Below are 22,637 nucleotides of genomic sequence, written 5' to 3'. Positions count from 1 at the left end.
TTCGTTGCCAGTGTCTGTAGCCAACACAACGGGGAAAGGGGCGCAGCACGTGCCCATACTGCGGCACCGCCTATAGGCGGCAATCCCCACAGACCCGCTTTGTTTGCGTCGTCGTCAAGCCGCTTTGACAGCGTCGAGGTTGCGCAAGCGGATGTGCAGTTCGCGCAATTGCTTTTCGTCCACCGGCGAAGGCGCTTGGGTGAGCAAGCACTGAGCGCGTTGGGTTTTGGGGAAGGCGATCACGTCGCGGATCGATTCGGCACCAGTCATCAAGGTGATGACGCGGTCCAAGCCGAAAGCGATGCCGCCATGGGGTGGCGCGCCGTATTGCAAGGCGTCGAGCAAAAAGCCAAATTTGAGTTGGGCTTCTTCGGGGGTGATCTTCAAGGCGTCAAACACCTTTTGCTGAACGTCCGCGCGGTGAATGCGGACAGAACCGCCACCAATCTCCCAACCATTGAGCACCATGTCATAGCCCTTGGCAATGCATTTCTCGGGTGCCGTGACCATCCAGTCCTCGTGCCCGTCTTTGGGCGCGGTGAAGGGGTGGTGCACCGCCGTGTAGCGCTGGGCTTCTTCGTCAAACTCGAACATCGGGAAGTCCACCACCCACAGCGGGGTCCAGCGGTCTTCGAACAAACCATTCTTTTTGGCCATGTCGCTGTGGCCCACCTTCAAGCGCAAGGCGCCCATGGAGTCGTTGACCACCTTGGCCTTGTCGGCACCAAAGAACAACACATCGCCGTTTTGGGCGCCGCTGCGCTGCAAAATTTCGGCAATGGCTTTGTCGTGCAAGTTTTTCACGATGGGCGACTGCAGGCCGTCACGCCCCGCGCTGACATCGTTGACCTTGATCCAGGCCAGGCCCTTGGCGCCGTAAATTTTCACAAACTCGGTGTAGCCGTCGATCTCTCCACGGCTGATGTCGCCACCCCCTGGCACGCGCAAAGCCACCACACGCCCGCCTTTGCTGGTGGCAGGGGCGCTGAACACTTTGAAGTCCACATCGCCCATGACGTCGGTGAGTTCGGTCAGGCTGAGCTTGACGCGCAAGTCGGGCTTGTCGGAGCCATACAAATGCATCGCGTCTTGGTAGGTCATCACCGGGAACTCGCCCAGGTCGATGCCCAAGGCGTGTTTGAACACGCCAGTGATCATGTCTTGGAACAAGGCGCGGATTTCTTCTTCGGTCAAAAACGAAGTTTCGATATCGATTTGGGTGAATTCGGGCTGACGGTCGGCGCGCAAATCTTCGTCGCGGAAGCACTTGGTGATTTGGTAGTAACGGTCATACCCCGCCACCATGAGCAATTGCTTGAACAGCTGGGGCGACTGGGGCAGCGCAAAAAACTGACCGTCGTGCACCCGGCTGGGCACCAGGTAGTCGCGCGCGCCTTCGGGGGTGCTCTTGGTTAGCATGGGGGTTTCGATGTCGACAAAACCATGGGCATCCAAAAACTTGCGCACCTCCATCGCCACTTTGTAGCGCAGCATGAGGTTTTTTTGCATGTAGGGGCGGCGCAAATCGAGCACGCGGTGGGTCAAGCGGGTGGTCTCGGAGAGGTTGTCGTCATCGAGCTGGAAGGGGGGCGTGACCGAGGGGTTGAGCACCGTCAGTTCATGGCACAGCACCTCGATCTTGCCGCTTTTGAGGCCATCGTTGGTCGTGCCCTCGGGGCGGGGACGCACCAAGCCTTTGACCTGGATGCAAAACTCGTTGCGCAAGTCTTCGGCGATGGCAAACATTTCGGGGCGATCGGGGTCGCACACCACTTGCACATAGCCTTCGCGGTCGCGCAGGTCGACAAAAATCACGCCACCGTGGTCGCGGCGGCGGTTGACCCAGCCGCACAAAGAAACGGTTTGCCCCGCCAGGGCTTCGGTCACCAGACCGCAGTAGTGGGAACGCATGGCCATACTTAGCTTTCTCTTGTCAAAAAGACCCGGCCTGTCAAGCTCGCGGGGTCAGGGTTTTGGTATCCGTTTGCGCGTCAGGTGCGACGGCGCCCATGGAAATCACATAGGTCAGGGCCTCGTCCACGCTCATGGACAGCTCAATCACATCGGCGCGCGGCACCATCAGAAAAAAACCACTCGTGGGGTTGGGCGTGGTGGGCACATACACGCTCATCCATTCGCCATCCAGGTGTTGGGCCACCTCGCCAGAGGGCGAGCCGGTTTGAAACCCAATCGTCCAAGACCCGGCACGCGGGTACTGCAACATCACCGCTTTGCGAAACGCATTGCCGTTGCTCGAGAACAAAGTGTCAGACACTTTTTTGACACTGGTGTAAATGGACTTGACGATGGGGATTTGGGTGAACAACCGGTCCCATTGGCGCACCAACCAGCGCCCTGCCACGTTCGACACCAAAGCGCCGGTGAGCAACAGGAGCAACAAAATCAAGCCCACGCCCAAGCCCGGCACATCGCGCAAGCCCGCCACGGGATTGACGCCACCCACAGGGATCACCGATTCGAGCCCGTACATCATGCCCAGAAACACGCTGTCGAGCAGACCCACCAACCAGTGCAACACCCAAATGGTGATGGCCAAGGGCAACCACACCAGCAATCCAGCCAGCAGGTATTTTTTGATCGGCAGCTTCATGGTCTGGTGCTCACAAACGGTTAACGCAATGGGGCCGGGTCAAGACGATGACGCAGGGGTGCTGGGGCTGGGTGTGCTGGCCGGTGCAGCTGCCGCAGCGGGCGCGCTGGGGGCCGGTGCCGATGCGCTGGATGCATCAGTCGACTTGGCGCTGTCGCCGCTGGGGGCGTCGGTTTTGGTCTCAGACTTGGCATCAGCCTTGGCCTCGCCGCCCTCTTTGGCACCACCCGAATTGCCGCCACGGAAATCGGTGACGTACCAGCCCGACCCCTTGAGCTGAAATCCAGCTGCTGTGACCTGCTTGACCAAAGCGGGTTTGCCGCAGGCCGGGCAATCGGTCAAGGGCGGGTCTGACATTTTTTGCAAAAAGTCCTTGGCATGGCCACAGGACTCGCATTTGTAAGCGTAAATGGGCATGGTGTGGGAGGGGTGGTTACAGACGGCAACAAACCAAATGTCTGCCGCGCAATGCAAAGCACGTGATTATAGGTGGGTGCTTGTGGGCCGACTTCAAGGGCCATTCCCATAGACTGCTTGCTATTCGAGAACACCGAATGAATGCATCTTGCAAAACGTCTCCAGCGACACGATGGGACACGCACTGTTCCGTTCGAACTCGGTTGCGATGACGAGCAAGTCTCGATCGCCACTGACAAGCACCTGCGCTGTACCCGCCACTGCCAGGTGCAGGAACGGCAAGTCCAAAGCATCACGGCATTCGGGCACCGCGGGTGGCGGCTGCGGAATCCGCACGGTTTCTGCATAAGGCAGGTAGTCGGCCAGTAACTCGTCTTGTTCAGCTGGCGACAAACGGAACTTGGGGTAAGCCAACACGCGCACCAGCTCTTGCACCGTGGCTGTGCTGGCCAGCGGCAAAAGCAAGCCGCGCTGCCAAGCCAACCGCACCTGCCCGGCTGCGCCGCCGCGAAACACCAGCGCAGACAACACCACATTGGTGTCCAGCACCACACGCACCGCAACGCTCATGCTTTGGGCTTGGCCTTTTTGGCAGCCGCCTTCTTGGGCTTGGCGGGCGTCACCTCATAGGCCACAGAAGGCTCATTGACCACAGTGGGCGTAAGGGCTGGCGTTCTGGCCCATGCCACGGCCGCAGCCATATCGTCTGGGGTCAGGTCGAGTTCAGCAAGTTTGGCGCGCACCGCATCGCTACGCTGAATGCGCACAGGCGTCAAGATGAGCTGGCCACCACGGACCTCTACATCAAAGTATTCGGTAGCTCCCACAGCCTGGGTCAGGCTCTTGGGCAAGGTGAGTTGGTTTTTGGCAGTGATTTTGGCAAGCATGGACTTATCCGCACGTAAGGAATCCTTACTTTAGCGGAAATCCATACTCAGCGCGCAGATCCGACCAAATGGTGGTGTTGCCCGTGGCGGTTGGTCAGGGCTTGCGGGCCCAAGGAGCCGCCGATCATGCCCACCAGGGCTGCGGCCAGACCGGCCAATTGGGCGGGGAATTCTTCGCCCGCTGGGGTGGCCAAAAACAAACCCCAGGTCAACAGGCCCAACGCCATGGAAAAAATCGCCCCTTGGGTGGTGGCGCGCTGCCAGTACAAACCAAACACCAGCGGCACAAATGCGCCGACCAAAGGCACTTGGTAGGCGCCAGAGACCATTTCATAAATGGAAGTGCCTTGCATGGCAATGGCATACGACAGCACCACGGCGCTGAAGGCCAACACGGTGATGCGCATGGCGCGCAGCTCTTGCCGGTCGTTCTGGAAGGGGCGGAATTGGCGCCAAATGTTTTCGGTGAAGGTCACGCTGGGGGCGAGCAAGGTGGCCGATGCACACGACTTGATGGCAGACAGCAAAGCCCCAAAAAACAAAACCTGCATGACAAACGGCATTTGCTCCATGACCAAGGTGGGCAACACTTTTTGCGGGTCTTCGGCCATCAAGGTGGCGGCGCGCTCGGGCATGATGATCAAGGCGCTGACCACCAAAAACATCGGCACAAACGCAAACAAGATGTAGCACACCCCGCCAATCACCGGGCCCCATTTGGCCGCGTGCATGCTATTGGCCGACATCACGCGCTGAAACACGTCTTGCTGGGGGATGGAGCCCAGCATGATGGTGATGGCCGCTGCAAAGAAAAAGGCGATATCTTTGAAGCTGGGTTCTGGGAAAAACGCAAACATGTCGCGGTCGATGGCCAGGGCCACCACCTTGTCGGCGCCGCCCGCTTGGTCCGCAGCAAACACCGCCAGCACGCTCAGCCCTCCCACCAAGATGATCATTTGAATGAAGTCGGTCACCGCCACCGACCACATGCCCCCAAACAAGGTGTAGGCCAAGATGGACACCACGCCAATCACCATGCCGATGGGGATGGGGATGGCACCGCCCGAGAGCACATTGAAGACCAAGCCCAAAGCGGTGACCTGGGCAGACACCCAACCCAGGTAGCTGATCATGATCATCACCGAGCACATCACCTCTACCACCCGGCCATAACGCTCGCGGTAGTAATCGCTGATGGTCAGCAGGTTCATTTTGTAGAGCTTGGCCGCAAAGAAAACGCCCACCAATATCAGGCAGGTGCCCGCACCAAAGGGGTCTTCGACCACGCCGCCCAAGCCCGAATTGACAAATTTGGCCGGAATGCCCAGCACGGTCTCAGATCCAAACCAGGTGGCAAAGGTGGTGGTGACGATCATGACCAAGGGCAAATGGCGCCCGGCAATGGCAAAGTCAGCGCTGTTGTTGACCCGTTTGGCCGCCATCAAACCAATGGCAATGGTGACCAATAAATAAATAAAAACCAGGGTGAGCAGCATGGCAATGAACTCCAATCAAATAACCCTGCGCCCCTGGCCAAAGGGGTGGCAAGGGTGTGGGGTCAATGGGTTTTGAAAAACAATTGCATGAGCAGCAAGCCAGCGACAAAGCCCAAGCCGGTCCAAAACAAGCGGCTCAGCAATTGGTTGGTGCGACGTTGCTCGGCCAACAAGGCCTGGGTTTGCGGGTTGGGCGTGTGCTGGCTTTGGTGTTGCAAAAACAAGTGCACCAAGCGAGGCAATTCGGGAATGAGCTTGGCGTAGCGCGGGGCCTCGGCCTTGAGTTGGTTCCACAACTTTTGGGGGCCAATTTGCTCGAGCATCCACTGCTCTAAAAAGGGTTTGGCGGTGCTCCACAAATCCAAATCGGGGTCGAGGTCGCGCCCCAAGCCTTCGATGTTGAGCAAGGTTTTTTGCAGCAGCACCAACTGGGGCTGGATTTCCACATTAAAACGGCGCGAGGTTTGGAACAAGCGCATCAACACCATGCCCAATGAAATTTCTTTCAGGGGCCGATCGAAATAGGGCTCGCACACCGAGCGAATCGCTGCCTCCAATTCATCGACCCGGGTGTCGGCCGGAACCCAGCCCGACTCCAGGTGCAACTCGGCCACGCGTTTGTAATCGCGGCGGAAAAACGCTGTGAAGTTTTGCGCCAAGTACTCTTTGTCGAACTCGGTCAAGGTGCCGACGATGCCAAAGTCGAGCGAGATGTAGCGGCCAAAACTCTCCGGCGCGATGCTGACTTGGATGTTGCCGGGGTGCATGTCGGCATGGAAAAAGCCATCGCGAAACACCTGGGTGAAGAAAATGGTCACACCGTCGCGCGCCAACTTGGCGATGTCCACGCCCGCCTCGCGCAAGCGGTCCACTTGGCTGATGGGCACGCCGTTCATGCGCTCCATCACGATCACCTCATTGCGGCAATATTCCCAAAACATCTCGGGGATCAGCACCAAGTCCAGGCCCTGCATGTTGCGGCGCAATTGCGCGGCGTTGGAGGCCTCGCGCACCAGGTCCAATTCGTCATGCAGGTATTTGTCGAACTCGGCCACCACCTCGCGCGGCTTCAAGCGCTTGCCGTCGCTGGACAATCGGCCCAGCCACTGCGCCATCGTGCGCATCAGCCCCAGGTCTTTTTCAATGGCGCTGAGCATGCCCGGGCGCAACACCTTGACCGCCACATCGCGCACCTGGCCATCTTTGCCGCGCATCTGGGCAAAGTGCACCTGGGCAATCGACGCACTGGCCACGGGCACTCGGTCAAACGACAAGAACAATTCATCCACAGGCCGCCCCAGGGCGCGCTCGATGGTGGCCACTGCCACGTCAGACGAAAACGGGGGAACCCGGTCTTGCAACAATGCCAACTCGTTGGCAATATCGGTGGGCAACAAGTCACGCCGGGTGGACAAGACTTGGCCAAACTTGACGAATATGGGGCCCAAGGACTCCAGCGCTTCGCGCAGGCGCTGGCCCCGCGGGGTGGACAGGTTGCGCCCCAGGCTGATCAGGCGGCGCAGCAGTCGCAAGCCGGGTTGTTGAAAGCCCGACAACACCAACTCGTCCAGGCCGTGGCGAAACACCACCCACAGAATAAAAATACCGCGAAACATGCGCGTCATGGAAAGCCAACCTGGCTGCCGCTGCGGCCACCAGGGGCGGCCCCAGGGCGGGCCATCCATTGGCGCAAGGCTTGCGCCACTTGCCGTGCCACACCCATCACCACATGGGCGCGGGCGTCACCGATCACACGCGAAAGGTCTTCTTCCAAATCACAGCGCACATGGTCGATCAGCCAGTTGATTTCGGCGGCGAGTTGCACATCGCCTTCGATGTGGATCGGGGGCTTTTGCCCACTGGCCACAGTTTGCGCCAGTGCCCAGGGTGAGGGCTCGGCGACTTCCAGCACCAAATGCGGTTTTTGAAACGGCTCGGCCTTGTCAATCAAGCCTGCCGGTGTGAACACCACGCAAAAATTGAATTGGCGCCAGCGCACTTCGACCCTTTGGCCAGCCACGCGGCGCAGGCGCTCGCACGCTTGGGGCTCTTGCATCAACACATGGTTGATGAGCAACACCACCCGTTGCTGGCCCTCATCAATGAGCCAAGCGGGCGGTTGGATGCGGCTGGCCAAGGCTTGGGCCTGTTGTACCCACCAAGAAAAAGGGGACTGTGTTTCCATAGTCCCCGATTATTCCCGATCGTGTGCAGCGATTTTTACTGCAGGGCTTGCACCCCCGCAACCAACCAGCCCATTTGGCCGTGCTTGGGTCGACCCATGTTCCAGATTTCACGGAACGGGCTGGGACCAGCGCTGGGGTCTTCGCGGATCAAGCCGGTGAACTCGATGCTGGCCAGGAAGTCATTTTCCAGCTCTTCCACACCCAGCAACTGGGCTTGCAAACTGACCACCTCGGTCTTGTTGACCTGGCCCGGTGCCAGGGCTTCGCGCTCGGACAACTGGGCCTTGATTTCGTTCAGCATGGTGTCGGTCATCATGGCCTTCAAGGCTGGGATGTCAGAGCGGTCCCAGGCGTCTTGCAAATGGATGAAGTTTTGTTTGGCGGCCGAGACAAAGCCTTCGACGTCAAAACCTGCAGGGATGCTCCAAGTGGAGGCCCCACCAGCCACGCCCGAGCCAATGTTCAAGCCTTGGCGCGCGGGTGCTGCGGGCTCGAAGGATGCGGTTTGGCCTTCCCACGGTCTGGCCGATGCGTCATTGCCCACGTTACGCGGGTTGTACTGGGGTGAGGTTTGGGGCTGTGCGGGTGCACCGGCACCTTCAAACGCGTAGGGGCTGGGCGCTTGCTGTGCTTGGCGACGGCGCATGAAGTAACCCACCGCCATCATGATGACCAGGGCCAACAGGCCAAACATCAAGAACTGACCAAATTCGGCACCCAAACCCAGGGAGTTGGCCAACCAAGCCAATCCCAGACCGGCGGCCAGACCACCGAGCATGGCACCCCATGGGCGGCGCTGGGGTGCAGCCGCTGCGGGCGCCGGTGCTGCCGCTGCCGGGGTGGCCTGGGCCGGTGCGGCGGGCTTGGCGGCTTGGTTTTGGGTCACATTATTAGACTGCTGCCCCACAGACTTACCGCCACCCAGGCGCTTAGAGGCATCGGCGTGCAGGCTGGTGAATGCCAGGGCGCTGGCAAGGATCAAGGTCCAAAGTTTCATGGAAAGACTCCGTCAAAAAAGACCGAACAAAAAATGTCAACAACGTATTGCAACATGCAATGCCACAAGACCGGCGCTGAGGTTGTGAATATCCACATGACCCAAACCACATTCTTGCATCAGGGTCTTTAACCCCGCTTGGTCTGGGTGCATGCGAATCGACTCAGCCAAGTAGCGGTAACTGTCGGGGTCACCCGCCACCCACTGACCCAATTTGGGCAATACGTTGAATGAATACCAATCGTAGGCTTTTTGCAGGGGCTTGGCCACCCGGGAAAACTCCAGCACCAGCAAACGGCCTTGGGGTTTGAGGACGCGGCGCATTTCTTTCAAGGCCGCATCCTTGTGGGTCATGTTGCGCAAACCGAAAGCCACACTGACGCGGTCAAAGTACTGATCGGGGAACGGCAGTTGCTCGGCATCGCACACCAAGGTGGGCAAAGACACACCGGCATCGATCAAACGGTCGCGCCCAGTGCGCAGCATGGCCTCGTTGATGTCGGTGTGCACCACTTGACCTTGGGCGCCCACCAAGGGCGCAAAAGCCAGGGCCAGGTCGCCTGTGCCGCCCGCAATGTCAAGCACCCGCATGCCTGGGCGCACATCGGCCACCATCACGGTGTAGGCCTTCCAGGCGCGGTGCAAACCCGCCGACATCAAGTCGTTCATCACGTCGTAGCGGCTGGCCACCGAATCAAACACGCCGCGCACCATGCGCGATTTGTCGCGCTCGTCAACCGACTGAAAACCAAAGTGAGTACTGCTCATTGCCAGGGATCAGTGGCTGCCACAAGCATGTGCACCGCCAGCTGCAGCCTTGCCGGCCATGGGCGCATCGCGCTCCACACCAGCGGCTTGCAAGCGCTGTTGGTAGCGGGCCCACAAATCGTCTTGTTGCGACCCCAGCATGTACAGGTAGTCCCAAGAAAAAATGCCGCTGTCATGCCCATCGCTGAACGTGGGTTGGACCGCGTAATTGCCCACCGGGGCCAACTCGATCACCGCCACCTCACGTTTGCCAGTTTGCAAAACCTCTTGACCGGGGCCGTGGCCCTGCACTTCTGCAGACGGGCTGAAGACGCGCATCAACTCAAAGGGGATGCGAAAAGTTTGGCCATCGGCAAATGACACCTCGAGCACCTTGGACTTGTTGTGCAAGGTGATGCCCGTGGGGTTGGGGGTGGTGGTGCTCAGGCCAGCCATGGGGACTCCATCAAACCAACACCCGCTCGATGCCGCCGTCATTGGCCGCCGCCACATAGGTGGGCATCCAGTTGTCGCCCAAGATGTGCTTGGCCATCTCGACCACGATGTAGTCGGCTTCGAGCAAGCCGTTTTGTAAATCTTGGCCGTAGCGTGACAAACCTTGCAAACAACTCGGGCAGCTGGTGAGGATCTTGACAGGCCCTGACGCCACACCCGTCATTTGGGCCAAGCTGACCTCGTTCAAGCGCAACTCTTCTTCCTTGCGGAAGCGAATTTGGGTGGAAATGTCAGGCCGGGTCACGCCCAGGGTGCCCGACTCGCCACAGCAGCGCTCGCTTTTGAGCACTTGGTCGCCGACCAAGGCTTTGACCGTTTTCATCGGGTCTTGCTGCTTCATCGGGCTGTGGCACGGGTCGTGATAGAGGTATTGACCTTGTTGTGCGGCATTCAGCGTGATGCCCTTCTCCAGCAAGTACTCGTGGATATCAACAATCCGGCAGCCGGGGAATATTTTGTCGAACTCATAGCCTTGCAATTGATCGTAGCAAGTGCCACAACTGACCACCACGGTTTTGATGTCCAAATAATTCAGCGTGTTCGCCACACGATGGAACAACACCCGGTTGTCAGTGATGATTTTGTCGGCCTTGTCTTGCTGGCCCGACCCACGCTGGGGGTAGCCGCAACACAGGTAGCCTGGGGGCAGCACAGTTTGCACGCCGGCATGCCACAACATGGCCTGAGTGGCCAGGCCCACTTGGCTGAACAAGCGCTCAGAGCCACAACCCGGGAAATAAAACACCGCTTCGCTGTCGGCACTGGTGGCTTGCGGGTTGCGGATGATGGGCACGTAGTCGCTGTCTTCAATGTCCAACAAAGCCCGGGCCGTTTTATTCGGCAAGCCTTTGGGCATCTTTTTGTTGACGAAATGAATCACTTGCTCTTTGATGGGCGCGGTGCCCACGCTGGATGGCGGGCGAGCGGTTTGCTTGCGAATGAACTGCTGCAACACATCGTTGGCCCAGCGCTGCACTTTAAAGCCCACCTCGACCATGCCCATCCGCATGAACTTGATTGTTTCCGGGTTGGTGGCATTGAGGAACATCATTGCCACCGCATTGCCGGGGCGGAATGTTTTTTTGCCCATCTTGCGCAGCAGGTTGCGCATGTTCATGGTGACGTCGCCAAAGTCGATCTTCACCGGGCATGGCGACTCGCACTTGTGACAAACGGTGCAGTGGTCGGCGACGTCTTCAAACTCTTGCCAATGCTTGATCGAAACGCCGCGGCGGGTTTGCTCTTCGTACAAAAAAGCTTCGATCAGCAGCGACGTGGCCAAAATTTTGTTGCGCGGGCTGTAGAGCAAATTGGCGCGTGGCACATGGGTGGCACACACCGGCTTGCATTTGCCGCAGCGCAGGCAGTCCTTGATGGACTCGGAAATCGCGCCAATGTCTGACTGCTGCATGATCAGCGACTCGTGCCCCATCAGGCCAAAGCTGGGCGTGTAGGCCTGGCTCAATCCGGATGCACGCACATCGCCATCTCTGTGGGTAGGCTGGCGCAGCAATTTGCCTTTGTTGAAGTGGCCCTGCGGGTCCATGCGCGCTTTGTAGTCGGCAAAGGGCTTCAACTCGGCGTCGCTCAGATAGGCCATCTTGGTGATGCCAATGCCGTGCTCGCCCGAGATCACGCCATCGAGCGAGCGCGCCAGCGCCATGATGCGACCCACCGCTTCGTGGGCGGTTTGCAGCATGTCGTAGTCGTCGCTGTTGACCGGTAAATTGGTGTGCACATTGCCGTCACCGGCGTGCATGTGCAAAGCCGCCCACACCCGGCCTTTGAGCACTTTTTGGTGGATGTCCAAACAGGCTTTGAGCAAGGGCTGAAACGCGGCGCCACTGAAAATGTTTTCCAACCCCGGGCGGATTTGCAGCTTCCAGCTGGCGCGCAAAGTGTGGTCTTGCAACTGCGGAAACAAGGCATCCACATCGGTCAGCCAGCCCTGCCACTGATCGCGCACCTGGGCAATCAGGGCCCGCGCTTGGGCCACGCGGTCTTCGAGCAGCTCGGCCGCCGGTATGTCACCCGCGTCATCGGTCTTGGCCAGTGGCAAATGGCCCTCGGCCAAAAACGCATCCAAAGCATGGCACAGGGCAATTTTGTTGCGCAGTGACAACTCGATGTTGATGCGCTCAATGCCGTCGGTGTACTCGGCCATACGCGGCAAGGGGATGACCACGTCTTCATTGATCTTGAAAGCGTTGGTGTGGCGGCTGATGGCTGCGGTGCGCTTGCGGTCGAGCCAAAACTTTTTGCGCGCATCGGCGCTGACCGCGACAAAGCCTTCGCCACTGCGCGAATTGGCCAAGCGCACCACTTCAGAGGTGGCGCGGGCCACGGCGTCGGCATCGTCACCGGCGATGTCGCCAATCAACACCATTTTGGGCAGACCACCGCGCTTGCTCTTGGTGGTGTAGCCCACCGCCTTGAGGTAGCGGTCGTCCAGGTGCTCCAAGCCCGCCAGCAAAGTGCCGCTGCGGCGCACCTCGGCAAACATGAAGTCTTTGATCTCGACAATGCTGGGCACGGCATCGCGCGCATGGCCAAAAAACTCCAGGCACACGGTACGGGTGTGCGCGGGCATGCGGTGCACCACCCAGCGCGCGCTGGTGATCAGGCCGTCACAGCCTTCTTTTTGAATGCCGGGCAAGCCGCTGAGGAATTTATCGGTGACGTCTTTGCCCAGGCCTTCTTTGCGAAAGCTTTTCCCCGGGATGTCCAGCCGCTCGGTGCGGATGGGGGTTTTGCCATCGGCCTGAAAGTAGCGCAGCTCAAAGCTGGCCACATCGGCGTCATGGATCTTGCCCAGGTTGTGCGACAAGCGCACCACTTCCAGCCACTGCGCATCGGGCGTGACCATGCGCCAGCTGGCCAAGTTGTCCAGGGCTGTGCCCCACAACACGGCTTTTTTGCCACCCGCATTCATGGCGATGTTGCCGCCAATGCAAGAGGCCTCGGCCGATGTGGGGTCCACGGCAAACACAAAACCAGCGCGCTCGGCCGCATCGGCCACGCGCTGGGTGACCACGCCGGCCTCGGTCCAAATGGTGGGCACGGGGTGATCAATGCCGGGCAAGCTCAGGTGCTCGACCTCGGTCATGGTTTCGAGCTTTTCGGTGTTGATGACCGCGCTCTTCCAGGTCAGCGGGATGGCCCCGCCGGTGTACCCGGTGCCGCCGCCGCGCGGGATGATGGTCAGGCCCAATTCGATACAGGCTTTGACCATGGAGGCCATCTCGGTCTCCGAGTCGGGTGTGAGCACCACAAACGGGTACTCGACGCGCCAGTCGGTGGCGTCGGTGACATGTGACACGCGGCTCAGGCCATCGAACTTGATGTTGTCCGCAGCGGTGCATTTGCGCAGCACCTTTTGCGCTTTGCGCCGCAAAGCCGCCATGCGCTCAAAGTTTTGGGCAAAACCGTCAACAGCCGCGCTAGCGGCCTCGAGCAAACGACCCACCCACACATCGCGTTGCGCATCGTCGCTGGGCGTGCGGCGTTTTTGCACCTCGGCCAAGCGGTGGTGCAAGGCCTCGACCAACAAACGGCGTCGACCAGGGTTGTCGAGCAAGTCGTCTTGCAAATAGGGGTTGCGCTGCACCACCCAAATGTCGCCCAGCACCTCGTAGAGCATGCGCGCTGAGCGGCCGGTGCGGCGCTCTTGGCGCAAGCGCTCAAGCCAATCCCAGGCTTCGTCGCCCAACAGGCGCATGACAATCTCACGGTCTGAGAACGACGTGTAGTTGTAGGGGATTTCGCGCAACCGGGGGCTGCTGTCTGCGGTGGACAACAGCTGCTGCAATGGGATGGGTGCATTCATAGATTTAAGCGCTGAATGGTACCGCAAGGGGGCATATCCCCCCGCCCACAAGCCCATTGGCAAAAACCACTGCTTGCACGGGTACAGCACGGTGTCCAAACGCCAGCCTGGGGCCTGACAATGCTTGGGTCATGCACCCTGCCCTCAGCCCCCAGCCCTGGCCCTACCCGCTTTGGATCGCCCACCGCGGGGCGGGCCGTTTGGCCCCCGAAAACACTTTGCCCGCTTTTGAGCTCGGTGCACGCTTGGGCTTTGCCATGTTTGAGTGCGACGTGCAAATCAGCGCCGATGGTGTGCCTTTTTTGCTCCACGATTTGCATTTGTCGCGCACCACCAATGGCCAGGGCCTGGCCGCCGCGCAAACCTGGGATCGTTTGCAATGCCTGGACGCTGGCACGTGGCACAGCACGGCGCATGCTGGCCTGGGCTTGCTGCGGCTGGATGTTTTGGCCCCCTGGGCAAAGGCCCATGGCGTGGCCTTCAATTTGGAGATCAAGCCCGCCCCGGGTCTGGAAGCAATGTGTGGCGAGGTTGTGGCAAGAACCGCCCAGCAATGTTGGGCTGGCAGCGCCCTCCAGCCAGTGCTGAGCTCATTTTCTGTGCCGTCTTTGCAAGCTGCGCGCGAGGCGGCCCCCGACTTGCCACGCGCTTTGCTGATGGACGCCTCAGCACCACCGGATTGGACATGCGCAGCGGATTTGGGCTGCGTGGCTGTGGTGCTGCACAACAACCTGTGCAGCGCCAGCGTGATCAAACACGCCCACGCGATGGGCCTGCGTGCTTGGGTTTACACCGTCAATGACCCCCAGCGCGCCGAGCAACTGCGCCAATGGGGCATTGACGGCATCATCACCGATGAGGTGCAAAGCTTCAGCGCCGCCATGCGCGCATGAGGCACCACTGGCTGCTGGCACAGGCCAGCACCATGGCCATGTAGCTGAGCATCTTGGCGTCGTTGCCCAAGAACCACAGGCCCAGGGCCAAAGCCAGCACAGACACCAAGGTGTTCAAGACAAAACGCCACCAAAAACCCGAAAAACGCCATTTAGAACCCCAAAAAGGACCTCTCAGGCTGAGCAAAGCCGCCACAGCCAAAGCAGGCGCGGTAAAGTGCAGGATGTGCCAAAGGGCGTCAAAGGCGTTCATGGGGTGCAAATTTTATAATTCAGATCATGGCAGTCTGGGCCTTGGGCCTCAATCACAACACAGCCCCGCTGGACATGCGGGGAAAATTTGCTTTTGCAGTGGACCAAATTGGTCCCACCCTGTCGGGTTTGCGCAGCGCCTTTTCCGACCAAAGTGAAGCCGCCATTCTCTCCACTTGTAACCGCACCGAGATTTATTGCGCCGGCCCTACGCCCGCGCTGGAGCAAACGCTGCACTGGCTGGCCCAGTCGGGCGGTGTGTCCGCCCAAGATTTACACGCTCACACGTACTCACTGGAAAACGCCAACGCCGCGCGCCACGCCTTCCGGGTGGCCAGTGGTTTGGACTCGATGGTGCTGGGTGAAGCCCAAATTTTGGGCCAAATGAAAGACGCGGTGCGCGCCGCCGACGAAGTGGGCGCCCTGGGCACCACCCTGAATCAGTTGTTCCAACGCTCGTTTGCGGTGGCCAAAGAGGTGCGCTCGAGCACCGAAATTGGCGCCCACTCGATCAGCATGGCCGCGGCCAGCGTGCGCTTGTCAATGCAATTGTTTGAAGACATCGGCAAGATCCGCGTGCTGTTTGTGGGCGCGGGCGAAATGATTGAGCTGTGCGCCACCCACTTTGCGGCCAAAAACCCCAAGTCCATCACCGTCGCCAACCGCACCATGGAGCGTGGCGAACGCTTGGCCACCCAATTTGGCGGCGATGTGATGCGCTTGGCCGACCTGCCCGATCGCCTGCACGAGTTTGATGCGGTGATCAGTTCCACCGCCAGCACCCTGCCCTTGATTGGCCTGGGCGCGGTCGAGCGGGCCCTGAAAAAACGCCGCCAGCGCCCCATGTTCATGGTCGATTTGGCGGTGCCACGCGACATCGAACCCGAGGTCAAAAGCCTGCGCGACGTTTATTTGTACACCGTGGATGACTTGGCCACGGTGGTGCAAACCGGGCAAGCCAACCGGCAAGCGGCGGTGGCCCAGGCCGAAACCATCATCGACGCGGGTGTGCAAAGCTTTTTGAGCTGGCTGGACCAACGCGGCCAAGTGCCGCTGATCCAACAACTCAATGCCCAAGCCCAGGCTTGGCGCCAGGCCGAATTGCTACGCGCCCGCAAGCAATTGGCCAAGGGCGAGGACATCGAAGAAGTCCTCGAAGCCATGGCCCGGGGGCTGACCCAAAAAATGCTGCACGGCGCCATGGCCGAGTTGCATGCCAGCGATACCGACGCGCGTGAACGCGCCCGTGGTGCCATCGAGCAGTTCTTCCTGCGCAGCAGCCGTTAGCTCGGCCCCCCTCCTCCGTGAAAGCCTTTTTGCGCGCTCAGCTGGAGCGCTACACCCAACGCTTGGCCGAGCTCGATTTTTTGCTCTCGCGCGAAGACATCATGAAAGACATGCCAGGCTTCATGGCCTTGTCGCGCGAGCGCACCGAGGTGGCGGCCGTGGCCGAGCGCTACCTTCAGCACCAACAACGCCAGGCCGATGCCCAAGCCGCCGAGGGGTTACTGACCCATGAAGACGCCGACATGCGCGCCCTGGGCCAAGAAGAGGCCGAGCAAACCCACCAAGACATGGCGCGCCTGGAGGCCGAATTGCAGCGCATGCTGCTGCCCAAAGACCCCGAGGACGAGCGCGCGGCTTACCTGGAAATACGCGCTGGGACCGGCGGCGACGAGTCGGCCTTGTTTGCAGGGGACTTGCTGCGCATGTACACCCGCTGTGCCGAGCGCCGGGGCTGGCGCGTGAGCCTGATGAGCGAGTCCCCCAGCGACCTGGGTGGCTACAAAGAAGTGGTGCTGCGCGTGGAGGGCGACCAAGCCTATGGCTGGCTGCGCCTGGAGTCGGGTGGCCACCGGGTGCAGCGCGTACCCACCACCGAATCCCAGGGGCGCATCCACACCAGCGCTTGCACCGTGGCCGTGATGCCCGAGCCTGACGAGGCCAGCGCCGTGCAAATCAACCCGGCTGACCTGCGCATCGACACCTTTCGCGCCAGCGGCGCAGGCGGCCAACACATCAACAAAACCGACTCGGCGGTGCGCGTCACCCACCTGCCCACCGGCATCGTGGCCGAGTGCCAAGACGACCGATCCCAACACCGCAACAAAGCCAAGGCCTTGCAGGTGCTGGCGGCACGCATCCAAGAGCGCGAACGCAGCGAACGCGCGGCCAAAGAGGCGGCCACGCGCAAGGGCTTGATCGGCAGTGGCGACCGCAGCGACCGCATCCGCACTTACAACTTTCCCCAAGGGCGGCTGACCGACCACCGCATCAACCTCACCCTGTACAAGTTGAGCCAAATCATGGAAGGGGAGCTGGACGACGTGTTGCAAGCCCTGCACAACGCCCGCGAAGCCGAGCAACTGCAAGCGCTGGGGCTGGACGGCCCGGCATGACCTTGGCCCAGGCTTTGCGCCAAGCCCAAGCCCTGGGGCTGGAGCGCTTGGACGCCCAATGGCTGCTGCTGGCCTTGCTGGGGCGGCCTGCGCAAGACCGCGCCTGGCTGCTCGCGCACGACGAACAACCCCTGCCCGAGGCCGCCGCCGAGCGCTGGCCCGGGTTGATCGCCCAGCGCAGCCAAGGGGTTCCGCTGGCCTATTTGACCGGGCGCAAGGCGTTTTATGACTTGGATTTGCAGGTCAACGCCCACGTTCTAGACCCCCGCGCCGACACCGAAACCTTGGTGGACTGGTCCTTGGAGCGTGTGCAAGAACTCACATCACCCTCGGTGTTGGACTTGGGCACCGGCAGCGGTGCGGTGGCCTTGGCCATCGCCCACCACTGCCCGCGAGCCCAAGTCAGCGCCAGCGATGTCAGCTCAGACGCGCTGGCGGTGGCCCAGGCCAACGCCGAGCGGCTGGGCCTGCCCGTGCAATTTGCCCTGGGCCCTTGGCTGACGCCCTGGTCTGGCCAACGCTTTGACCTGATCGTTTCCAACCCGCCTTATGTGGCCGAAGCAGACCCGCATTGGCCGGGCCTGCGCCATGAACCGCGCCTGGCACTGGCCTCGGGTGCGGATGGGCTGGACGATCTGCGCTGGCTGGTGGCCCACGCCGCCGAGCACCTCCACCCCGGGGGCTGGCTGTTGCTGGAGCACGGCCACGACCAAGCCGATGCGGTGCAAGACCTGATGCGCTCCCATGGCTGGCAACAGGTGCAAAGCCGCCTTGACAAAGCGGGCATCCGCCGCTGCACCGGTGGCAGCACCGCAGGGATGAAATAATGCTGCAATTGTCGAAACGGAATGGAGACAGCGATGAGTGATGTGATGCAACGCATTGACGAACTGGTCAAGGCCAATGAAGTCGTTCTATTTATGAAGGGCAGCGCCAGCTTCCCGATGTGCGGTTTCTCAGGTCGGGCGATTCAGGTGCTCAAGGCCTGTGGCGTGGACACCAAGACCGTGAAAACCGTGAATGTGCTGGACGATGCCGAAATTCGCCAAGGCATCAAGGAATACAGCAACTGGCCCACCATCCCCCAGTTGTATGTCAAGGGTGAGTTTGTCGGCGGCTCCGACATCATGATGGAAATGTACGAATCGGGCGAGCTGCAAACGGTGCTCAACCCCTGAAAGCGCCTGCTTTGGTGTCGGGCCTCAACGGGCCAAAGCCGCATATCCTGCGGGTCTGAAACTCAAACTCAAATCCAGGCCACTGCCCTGCCCCACCCACTGGGGCTTTCACAAAGCCAACACCTGCAAGGGGCGTGGCAGTGACCACGCGGGCTCAGCGCCGGTCGCGGTGATCACAAATTGATCTTCGATGATGAAGCCGCCCTCGCCGTCCACATAAAAAGGTGTTTCAAACGCCAGCACCATGCCGGGCTCGATCAGGTCGTGGGCCTCTTGGGCCAAAAAGGGCGCCACCTCGCAAAAGGTGTCATGCCCCAGGCTGTGACCAAAGTGACCGCGCTGGTAGCCCACAAAACCCGCCCGGTGCATGGCCTGGGTGGCGCGGCGATGCACTTCGCTCATGGGTTGGCCGGGCTTCAACACCTCTAGGCCGGCCTCAAACGCATCTTGCAAACCTTGGGCAATGTCCAGCGTGCGTTGGCGCGGCTGGCCGCACACAAAGGTGCGCCCACTGTCGGAGCTGTAGCCGTCGATCAAACAACCCACATCGAATTTAATGACGTCGCCGTCTTGCACCCGGCCCCCGCCTTGCCAAGGCAAGGGACCCACCGTGATGTATTCCCACTGCCCGCTCATGCGCCGGCCGCTGGCTTGCACCGCTTGGGCCACACCGGCTTGCCAAGCTTGGGCAATCTCGGCGCGGTCCACGCCGTGGTGAATGGCCGCAATGGCTTTCACCATGCCGGCTTCAGCCCAAGCCGCAGCGGTTTGCAAGCGCTCGATCTCACCGGCTGACTTGACCACCTTGATCGCGCCCATCGTGGCGCTGGCGTCGCGCCACACCACATGGGGCAGCACCTCGCACAGCAAGCGGTAATCGGCCACGGGCCAAAAGTCCAAATCCAAACCCAAGCGGGCCTGGGCCAAGCCCGCACTTTTCAGCAAGTGGACCAGTTGGCCAAAGGCTGCGCGGGCGTCAAACACCGCTGGTCGCGCAAAACTTTCAGGCCGATGCACTTGGGCGCGGTTGACCAACACCGCCGCCGATTCGCCGCCATCGGCCCAGGGCCGAATATCAGCGGTTTCCACCCAATCGCTGTGCGTCCACACATGGGCGTCGCCCAAGGCTTGCCGGGCCGGCGGTGCAAACAACTCGGTGGTCACCACTTGGATGGGGGCGCTGGGGTCTGCTGGCACCACGGCCAAACAAGCCCCGGCGCGCCTGAAAAAAGCCGCCACCCCAGCCGGTGCCCCACTGGCCCAGGTATAGCTTTCGGGCTTGGCCAACACGATGGCGTCCAGCCCGCGCTCGCGCATCAAGCGCTGTGCACGGGCGCGGTTGACATGGCTCATGGTTTAGCCGCCATCACAAAGCCACGCTGGGCAACCAAGTGGCAATGCCAGGGACAACAGTCAATATGGCCACCCCCACCATGAGCAAAATCCAAAAAGGCAAGGCGCCCATGGCCGCCTCGGCCAGAGTGACTTTGCCCTGGGTAATGCCCACCAGCACAAACAGGTTCATGCCCACAGGCGGGGTGAGCATGCCGATCTCCACCATCATGGTGATCACCACGCCCAGCCAAATCGCGTCAAAGCCCAAGCCGGTCATGAGCGGAAACACCACCGGCAAGGTCATCACCATCATGGAGAGGCCGTCAAAGATCATGCCCAGCAGCAGGTAAATGAACACAATCACCACCAGCAGCACCAGGGGCGACATGCCCACGCCGGAGATGGTTTCGAGCATTTTTTGCGGCAGCTGCATCAGGCTGATGGACTGGGCCAAGATGACCGCACCCATGAACACCAGGGCGATCACCGCAAAGGTGCTGGCCGAGCTCAAAAAGGTTTTTGCCAATTTGGGCCAGGTCAAGTCGCCCATGGTGAAGCCCAACAAAACCGCCGCAGCCACACCCACAGCAGCCGATTCGGTGGGGGTGGCGATGCCTGCAAACAAGCTGCCCAAGACCGCCAAGATCAGCACCAATATGGGCCACACCGCCATGGTGGCGCGCAAGGTCTCGCCCCAGGGCATGCGTGGTTCTTGTGGGGCCAAACTGGGTTGGCGGCGCACCGTGATCTCGATGTAGACCATGAACAAGGCCGCCATCATCAAACCGGGAAGCACACCGGCCAAAAACAACTTGCCAATCGAGGTGTCGGTCAGCGCGCCATAAATCAAGAGCGACAAGCTGGGCGGGATCAACAAGCCCAAAGTGCCGCCACCGGCCAAGGAGCCCACCACCAAGCGGCGGTCGTAGCCACGCTGCGACAGCTCGGGGTAGGCCACCGAGCCCACCGCCGCCGACACCGACATGGACGAGCCACTCACCGCCCCAAACACGGTGCACACCGCGATGTTGGTGTGCAGCAAACCGCCCCGCAAGCGGCCAAACAGCGGCGACATGGCCTTGTAAATGCCCGTGGCCAAGCCACTGGCGACCAACACATCTCCAAGCAAAATGAACAAAGGGATGGCGGTCAGGGTGAACTCGGCCAGCACATTGAACACGGCTTGAACGCCCAAACGCGTGACGCCGCCGCCAAAAATTTCCAAAATGGCAAAACCGGTCAGTCCCAGGGCTGCACCGAGAACCGCGCCCGACATCACCGTCAAACCCAGCACGCCCCCCAAAAAGGCCCAAATCATGGGTGCACCTCGTCTTCGGGCGCAGGCTGCACGGGGTAAAAAGTGCGCCACACCCCGACCACCCCCACCAAACCCATGGCCACGGTGGCCGTCCACATGAAGGGCGCCAAGGGCAAACGCGACTGCTCGGTTTTGAGGCCGAGCATGCTGGTGAACTCGCTGATGCCGCCGGCTTGGTAAACGAACACCGCCACAAAAGCCCACAAAATCAGTTGCCCCAGCACAAACAACACACGCTGCCCCAGTGCCGGCAAAACCTGCGACACCACAGTGACGCGGATGTTGATTTCCTTGAGTACCGTCATTGGCAACAGGGTGAACACCGCCAAGGTCATCAGCAGGCCGCACAACTCTTCGGTAAAGGCCAGCGGTCGGCTCCAGCCGTAGCGCATCACCACAGCAGCCAGCACCAGGGCAAACATGCCCGCCAAAGACGCGGCACCAATGGCCGACACGGCTGTGCAAAGACCAAGCAAGGCGCGCTCAACCGCCACCACCCATGCCGGGTGGGGCCTGCGGACCTCAAGCGTCATTTGGGCAGGGCGTCGAGCACACGTTGGCGAAAGACGATGGCGTCACCGCCCGTTTCTTTGGCCAACACGTCCCAGGTCTCCAGGGCCGACTTGCGCAAAGCGGCTTGGTCGGCACCGGGCAAGGCGGGGTAGAAGGTGGAGCCTTGGCTGGTGAGCTTGTCGCGGGCGGCTTTTTCGGCCTCGGTGTCACCACTGAAGTTAAAGCTCACCCGCTCCAACTCGGCCACGGCATCGTTGAAGCCTTTTTTCAAGTCAGGTGCCAGTGCCGCCCATTTGCCCTTGTGCGCCATCAACGCATAAGGGGCAGGCGGGAACGGGAAGCCCGTGGGCGTCACGTGCTTGGCCACCTCTTGCAGCGAGATGCTGTTGGCAAAGCGGGCGGCGTACAAAGCGCAATCGACCACACCGGTTTGCAGGGCTGAGTACAACTCGTTTTGCGGCACGATCTGCGCGGCCACGCCCAAACGCTTGAAGGTCTCTACTTGTTCGCGGCTGCCCACGCGCAGTTTTTTCTTGCGCAATTCGTCCAAGCTGCGCACCGGCTCGCGGCAAAACAGCGAAGCATCGACGATGGAAAAGCCCAAAAACCCGGGCACTTCAACGTTCCACTTGCCAATGCCTTCCTTCAGCACCGCTTTGAGCGCGGGCAGGGCCTTGAGGTGCTCGTCGGCACCTGACACCAAACCGTACACATATATGTTGGCCAGCGCTGGCGCATCACGGCCCAAGAAGGGCGGCCAGATGAAGCCCAGCTCGGGTGCGCCGGTTTGCATGAAGCGCAGTGCATCCGCATCTTTCAGGCCCAGCGCCCCACCTTCAGACACCGAAATCTTCATGCGGCCATTGGTGCGTTTTTCCACATCGGCGGCAAACGCGCGGATTTGCACTGACTCCGGCCGCGATGCAGGATAGCTGTTGTTAAAGCGCCATTCGACGGTTTGCGCTTGCGCTGTCCCCGTCAGGGACGACACAACCAAAACCATGGCGGTCAGGGCCAAAAGAAAACGGTTCAGCATATTGGGGGCTCCATGTTCAATGTGAAAAAC

22 protein-coding genes are annotated in these 22,637 nt (G+C 60.6%); 5 read left to right on the top strand and 17 right to left on the bottom strand.

Annotated features, from left to right (window positions below; all coding sequences use genetic code 11):
• Positions 1–114 precede the first annotated feature (114 nt).
• From aspS to AC8GFZ_RS09030, 12 genes are all read right to left on the bottom strand, one after another.
• Entirely contained in the window at positions 115–1,917 is a 1,803-nt protein-coding gene (gene aspS, locus AC8GFZ_RS09085; protein ID WP_506644558.1) for an aspartate--tRNA ligase, read from the bottom strand.
• Between the two features lie 34 nt (positions 1,918–1,951).
• A complete protein-coding gene (locus AC8GFZ_RS09080; protein WP_506645104.1) occupies positions 1,952–2,599 on the bottom strand; it encodes a DUF502 domain-containing protein in 648 nt (215 codons plus the stop codon).
• A 51-nt stretch (positions 2,600–2,650) separates the two neighbouring features.
• Positions 2,651–3,028 carry an FmdB family zinc ribbon protein gene (locus AC8GFZ_RS09075; protein ID WP_506644557.1) on the bottom strand — a complete coding sequence of 126 codons (378 nt, stop codon included), beginning with the start codon at positions 3,026–3,028 and terminating at the stop codon, positions 2,651–2,653.
• A gap of 120 nt (positions 3,029–3,148) precedes the next feature.
• Entirely contained in the window at positions 3,149–3,598 is a 450-nt protein-coding gene (locus tag AC8GFZ_RS09070) for a putative toxin-antitoxin system toxin component, PIN family (protein ID WP_506644556.1), read from the bottom strand.
• The gene (locus tag AC8GFZ_RS09065; protein ID WP_506644555.1) at positions 3,595–3,915 is read right to left on the bottom strand and encodes an AbrB/MazE/SpoVT family DNA-binding domain-containing protein; all 321 of its coding nucleotides are present in this window, start codon (positions 3,913–3,915) and stop codon (positions 3,595–3,597) included. Before AC8GFZ_RS09065 ends, AC8GFZ_RS09070 begins: the two co-directional genes overlap by 4 nt.
• 47 nt (positions 3,916–3,962) lie before the next feature.
• Positions 3,963–5,411, bottom strand: coding sequence for a high affinity choline transporter 1 (locus tag AC8GFZ_RS09060; protein ID WP_506644554.1), 1,449 nt, complete (start codon positions 5,409–5,411; stop codon positions 3,963–3,965).
• A 62-nt stretch (positions 5,412–5,473) separates the two neighbouring features.
• Entirely contained in the window at positions 5,474–7,036 is a 1,563-nt protein-coding gene (ubiB, locus tag AC8GFZ_RS09055; RefSeq protein WP_506644553.1) for a ubiquinone biosynthesis regulatory protein kinase UbiB, read from the bottom strand.
• The gene (locus tag AC8GFZ_RS09050; protein WP_506644552.1) at positions 7,033–7,596 is read right to left on the bottom strand and encodes a hypothetical protein; all 564 of its coding nucleotides are present in this window, start codon (positions 7,594–7,596) and stop codon (positions 7,033–7,035) included. Before AC8GFZ_RS09050 ends, ubiB begins: the two co-directional genes overlap by 4 nt.
• Before the next feature lie 35 nt (positions 7,597–7,631).
• Positions 7,632–8,594, bottom strand: a complete 963-nt coding sequence (locus AC8GFZ_RS09045; RefSeq protein ID WP_506644551.1) for a Tim44 domain-containing protein — start codon at positions 8,592–8,594, stop codon at positions 7,632–7,634.
• Between the two features lie 36 nt (positions 8,595–8,630).
• A complete protein-coding gene (gene ubiE / locus AC8GFZ_RS09040) occupies positions 8,631–9,362 on the bottom strand; it encodes a bifunctional demethylmenaquinone methyltransferase/2-methoxy-6-polyprenyl-1,4-benzoquinol methylase UbiE (protein WP_506644550.1) in 732 nt (243 codons plus the stop codon).
• 9 nt (positions 9,363–9,371) lie between these two features.
• Positions 9,372–9,797 carry a gamma-butyrobetaine hydroxylase family protein gene (locus AC8GFZ_RS09035; protein WP_506644549.1) on the bottom strand — a complete coding sequence of 142 codons (426 nt, stop codon included), beginning with the start codon at positions 9,795–9,797 and terminating at the stop codon, positions 9,372–9,374.
• A 10-nt stretch (positions 9,798–9,807) separates the two neighbouring features.
• A complete protein-coding gene (locus AC8GFZ_RS09030; protein WP_506644548.1) occupies positions 9,808–13,683 on the bottom strand; it encodes a DUF3683 domain-containing protein in 3,876 nt (1,291 codons plus the stop codon).
• A gap of 131 nt (positions 13,684–13,814) precedes the next feature.
• On the opposite strand from AC8GFZ_RS09030, the gene ugpQ reads away from it, so the two are divergent.
• A complete protein-coding gene (gene ugpQ / locus AC8GFZ_RS09025; RefSeq protein ID WP_506644547.1) occupies positions 13,815–14,576 on the top strand; it encodes a glycerophosphodiester phosphodiesterase in 762 nt (253 codons plus the stop codon).
• On the opposite strand, the gene AC8GFZ_RS09020 is transcribed toward ugpQ, so the two are convergent.
• A complete protein-coding gene (locus AC8GFZ_RS09020) occupies positions 14,554–14,829 on the bottom strand; it encodes a hypothetical protein (RefSeq protein ID WP_506644546.1) in 276 nt (91 codons plus the stop codon). The genes ugpQ and AC8GFZ_RS09020 overlap by 23 nt on opposite strands.
• Positions 14,830–14,855: 26 nt before the next feature.
• On the opposite strand from AC8GFZ_RS09020, the gene hemA reads away from it, so the two are divergent.
• From hemA to grxD, 4 genes are read left to right on the top strand one after another with little or no spacing between them, the layout of a single operon-like run.
• A complete protein-coding gene (hemA, locus tag AC8GFZ_RS09015) occupies positions 14,856–16,115 on the top strand; it encodes a glutamyl-tRNA reductase (RefSeq protein ID WP_506644545.1) in 1,260 nt (419 codons plus the stop codon).
• Positions 16,116–16,132: 17 nt separating this feature from the next.
• On the top strand, positions 16,133–17,227 hold the full coding sequence (prfA, locus tag AC8GFZ_RS09010) for a peptide chain release factor 1 (RefSeq protein WP_506644544.1): 1,095 nt from the start codon (positions 16,133–16,135) through the stop codon (positions 17,225–17,227).
• Complete coding sequence (prmC, locus tag AC8GFZ_RS09005) at positions 17,224–18,054, top strand: peptide chain release factor N(5)-glutamine methyltransferase (protein ID WP_506644543.1); 831 nt, start codon at positions 17,224–17,226, stop codon at positions 18,052–18,054. The genes prfA and prmC overlap by 4 nt, the downstream gene beginning before the upstream one ends.
• A 33-nt stretch (positions 18,055–18,087) precedes the next feature.
• The gene (grxD, locus tag AC8GFZ_RS09000) at positions 18,088–18,405 is read left to right on the top strand and encodes a Grx4 family monothiol glutaredoxin (RefSeq protein WP_506644542.1); all 318 of its coding nucleotides are present in this window, start codon (positions 18,088–18,090) and stop codon (positions 18,403–18,405) included.
• Positions 18,406–18,513: 108 nt separating this feature from the next.
• On the opposite strand, the gene AC8GFZ_RS08995 is transcribed toward grxD, so the two are convergent.
• Genes AC8GFZ_RS08995 through AC8GFZ_RS08980 form a run of 4 tightly spaced genes read right to left on the bottom strand, consistent with a single transcriptional unit; the run spans position 18,514 to position 22,607 of the window.
• Positions 18,514–19,758, bottom strand: coding sequence for a M24 family metallopeptidase (locus AC8GFZ_RS08995; protein WP_506644541.1), 1,245 nt, complete (start codon positions 19,756–19,758; stop codon positions 18,514–18,516).
• Between the two features lie 13 nt (positions 19,759–19,771).
• Positions 19,772–21,058 carry a TRAP transporter large permease gene (locus AC8GFZ_RS08990; protein ID WP_506644540.1) on the bottom strand — a complete coding sequence of 429 codons (1,287 nt, stop codon included), beginning with the start codon at positions 21,056–21,058 and terminating at the stop codon, positions 19,772–19,774.
• Positions 21,055–21,591 carry a TRAP transporter small permease gene (locus AC8GFZ_RS08985; RefSeq protein ID WP_506644539.1) on the bottom strand — a complete coding sequence of 179 codons (537 nt, stop codon included), beginning with the start codon at positions 21,589–21,591 and terminating at the stop codon, positions 21,055–21,057. Before AC8GFZ_RS08985 ends, AC8GFZ_RS08990 begins: the two co-directional genes overlap by 4 nt.
• Positions 21,588–22,607, bottom strand: coding sequence for a TRAP transporter substrate-binding protein (locus AC8GFZ_RS08980; RefSeq protein ID WP_506644538.1), 1,020 nt, complete (start codon positions 22,605–22,607; stop codon positions 21,588–21,590). The genes AC8GFZ_RS08985 and AC8GFZ_RS08980 overlap by 4 nt, the downstream gene beginning before the upstream one ends.
• Between the last annotated feature and the right edge of the window lie 30 nt (positions 22,608–22,637).

This window comes from Limnohabitans rimovensis (SeqCode) (assembly GCF_965234775.1).
GTDB lineage: Bacteria > Pseudomonadota > Gammaproteobacteria > Burkholderiales > Burkholderiaceae_C > Limnohabitans > Limnohabitans rimovensis.
The sequence above is the reverse complement of the archived record's forward strand: the minus strand, read 5'-3'. Positions and strand labels throughout refer to the sequence as shown.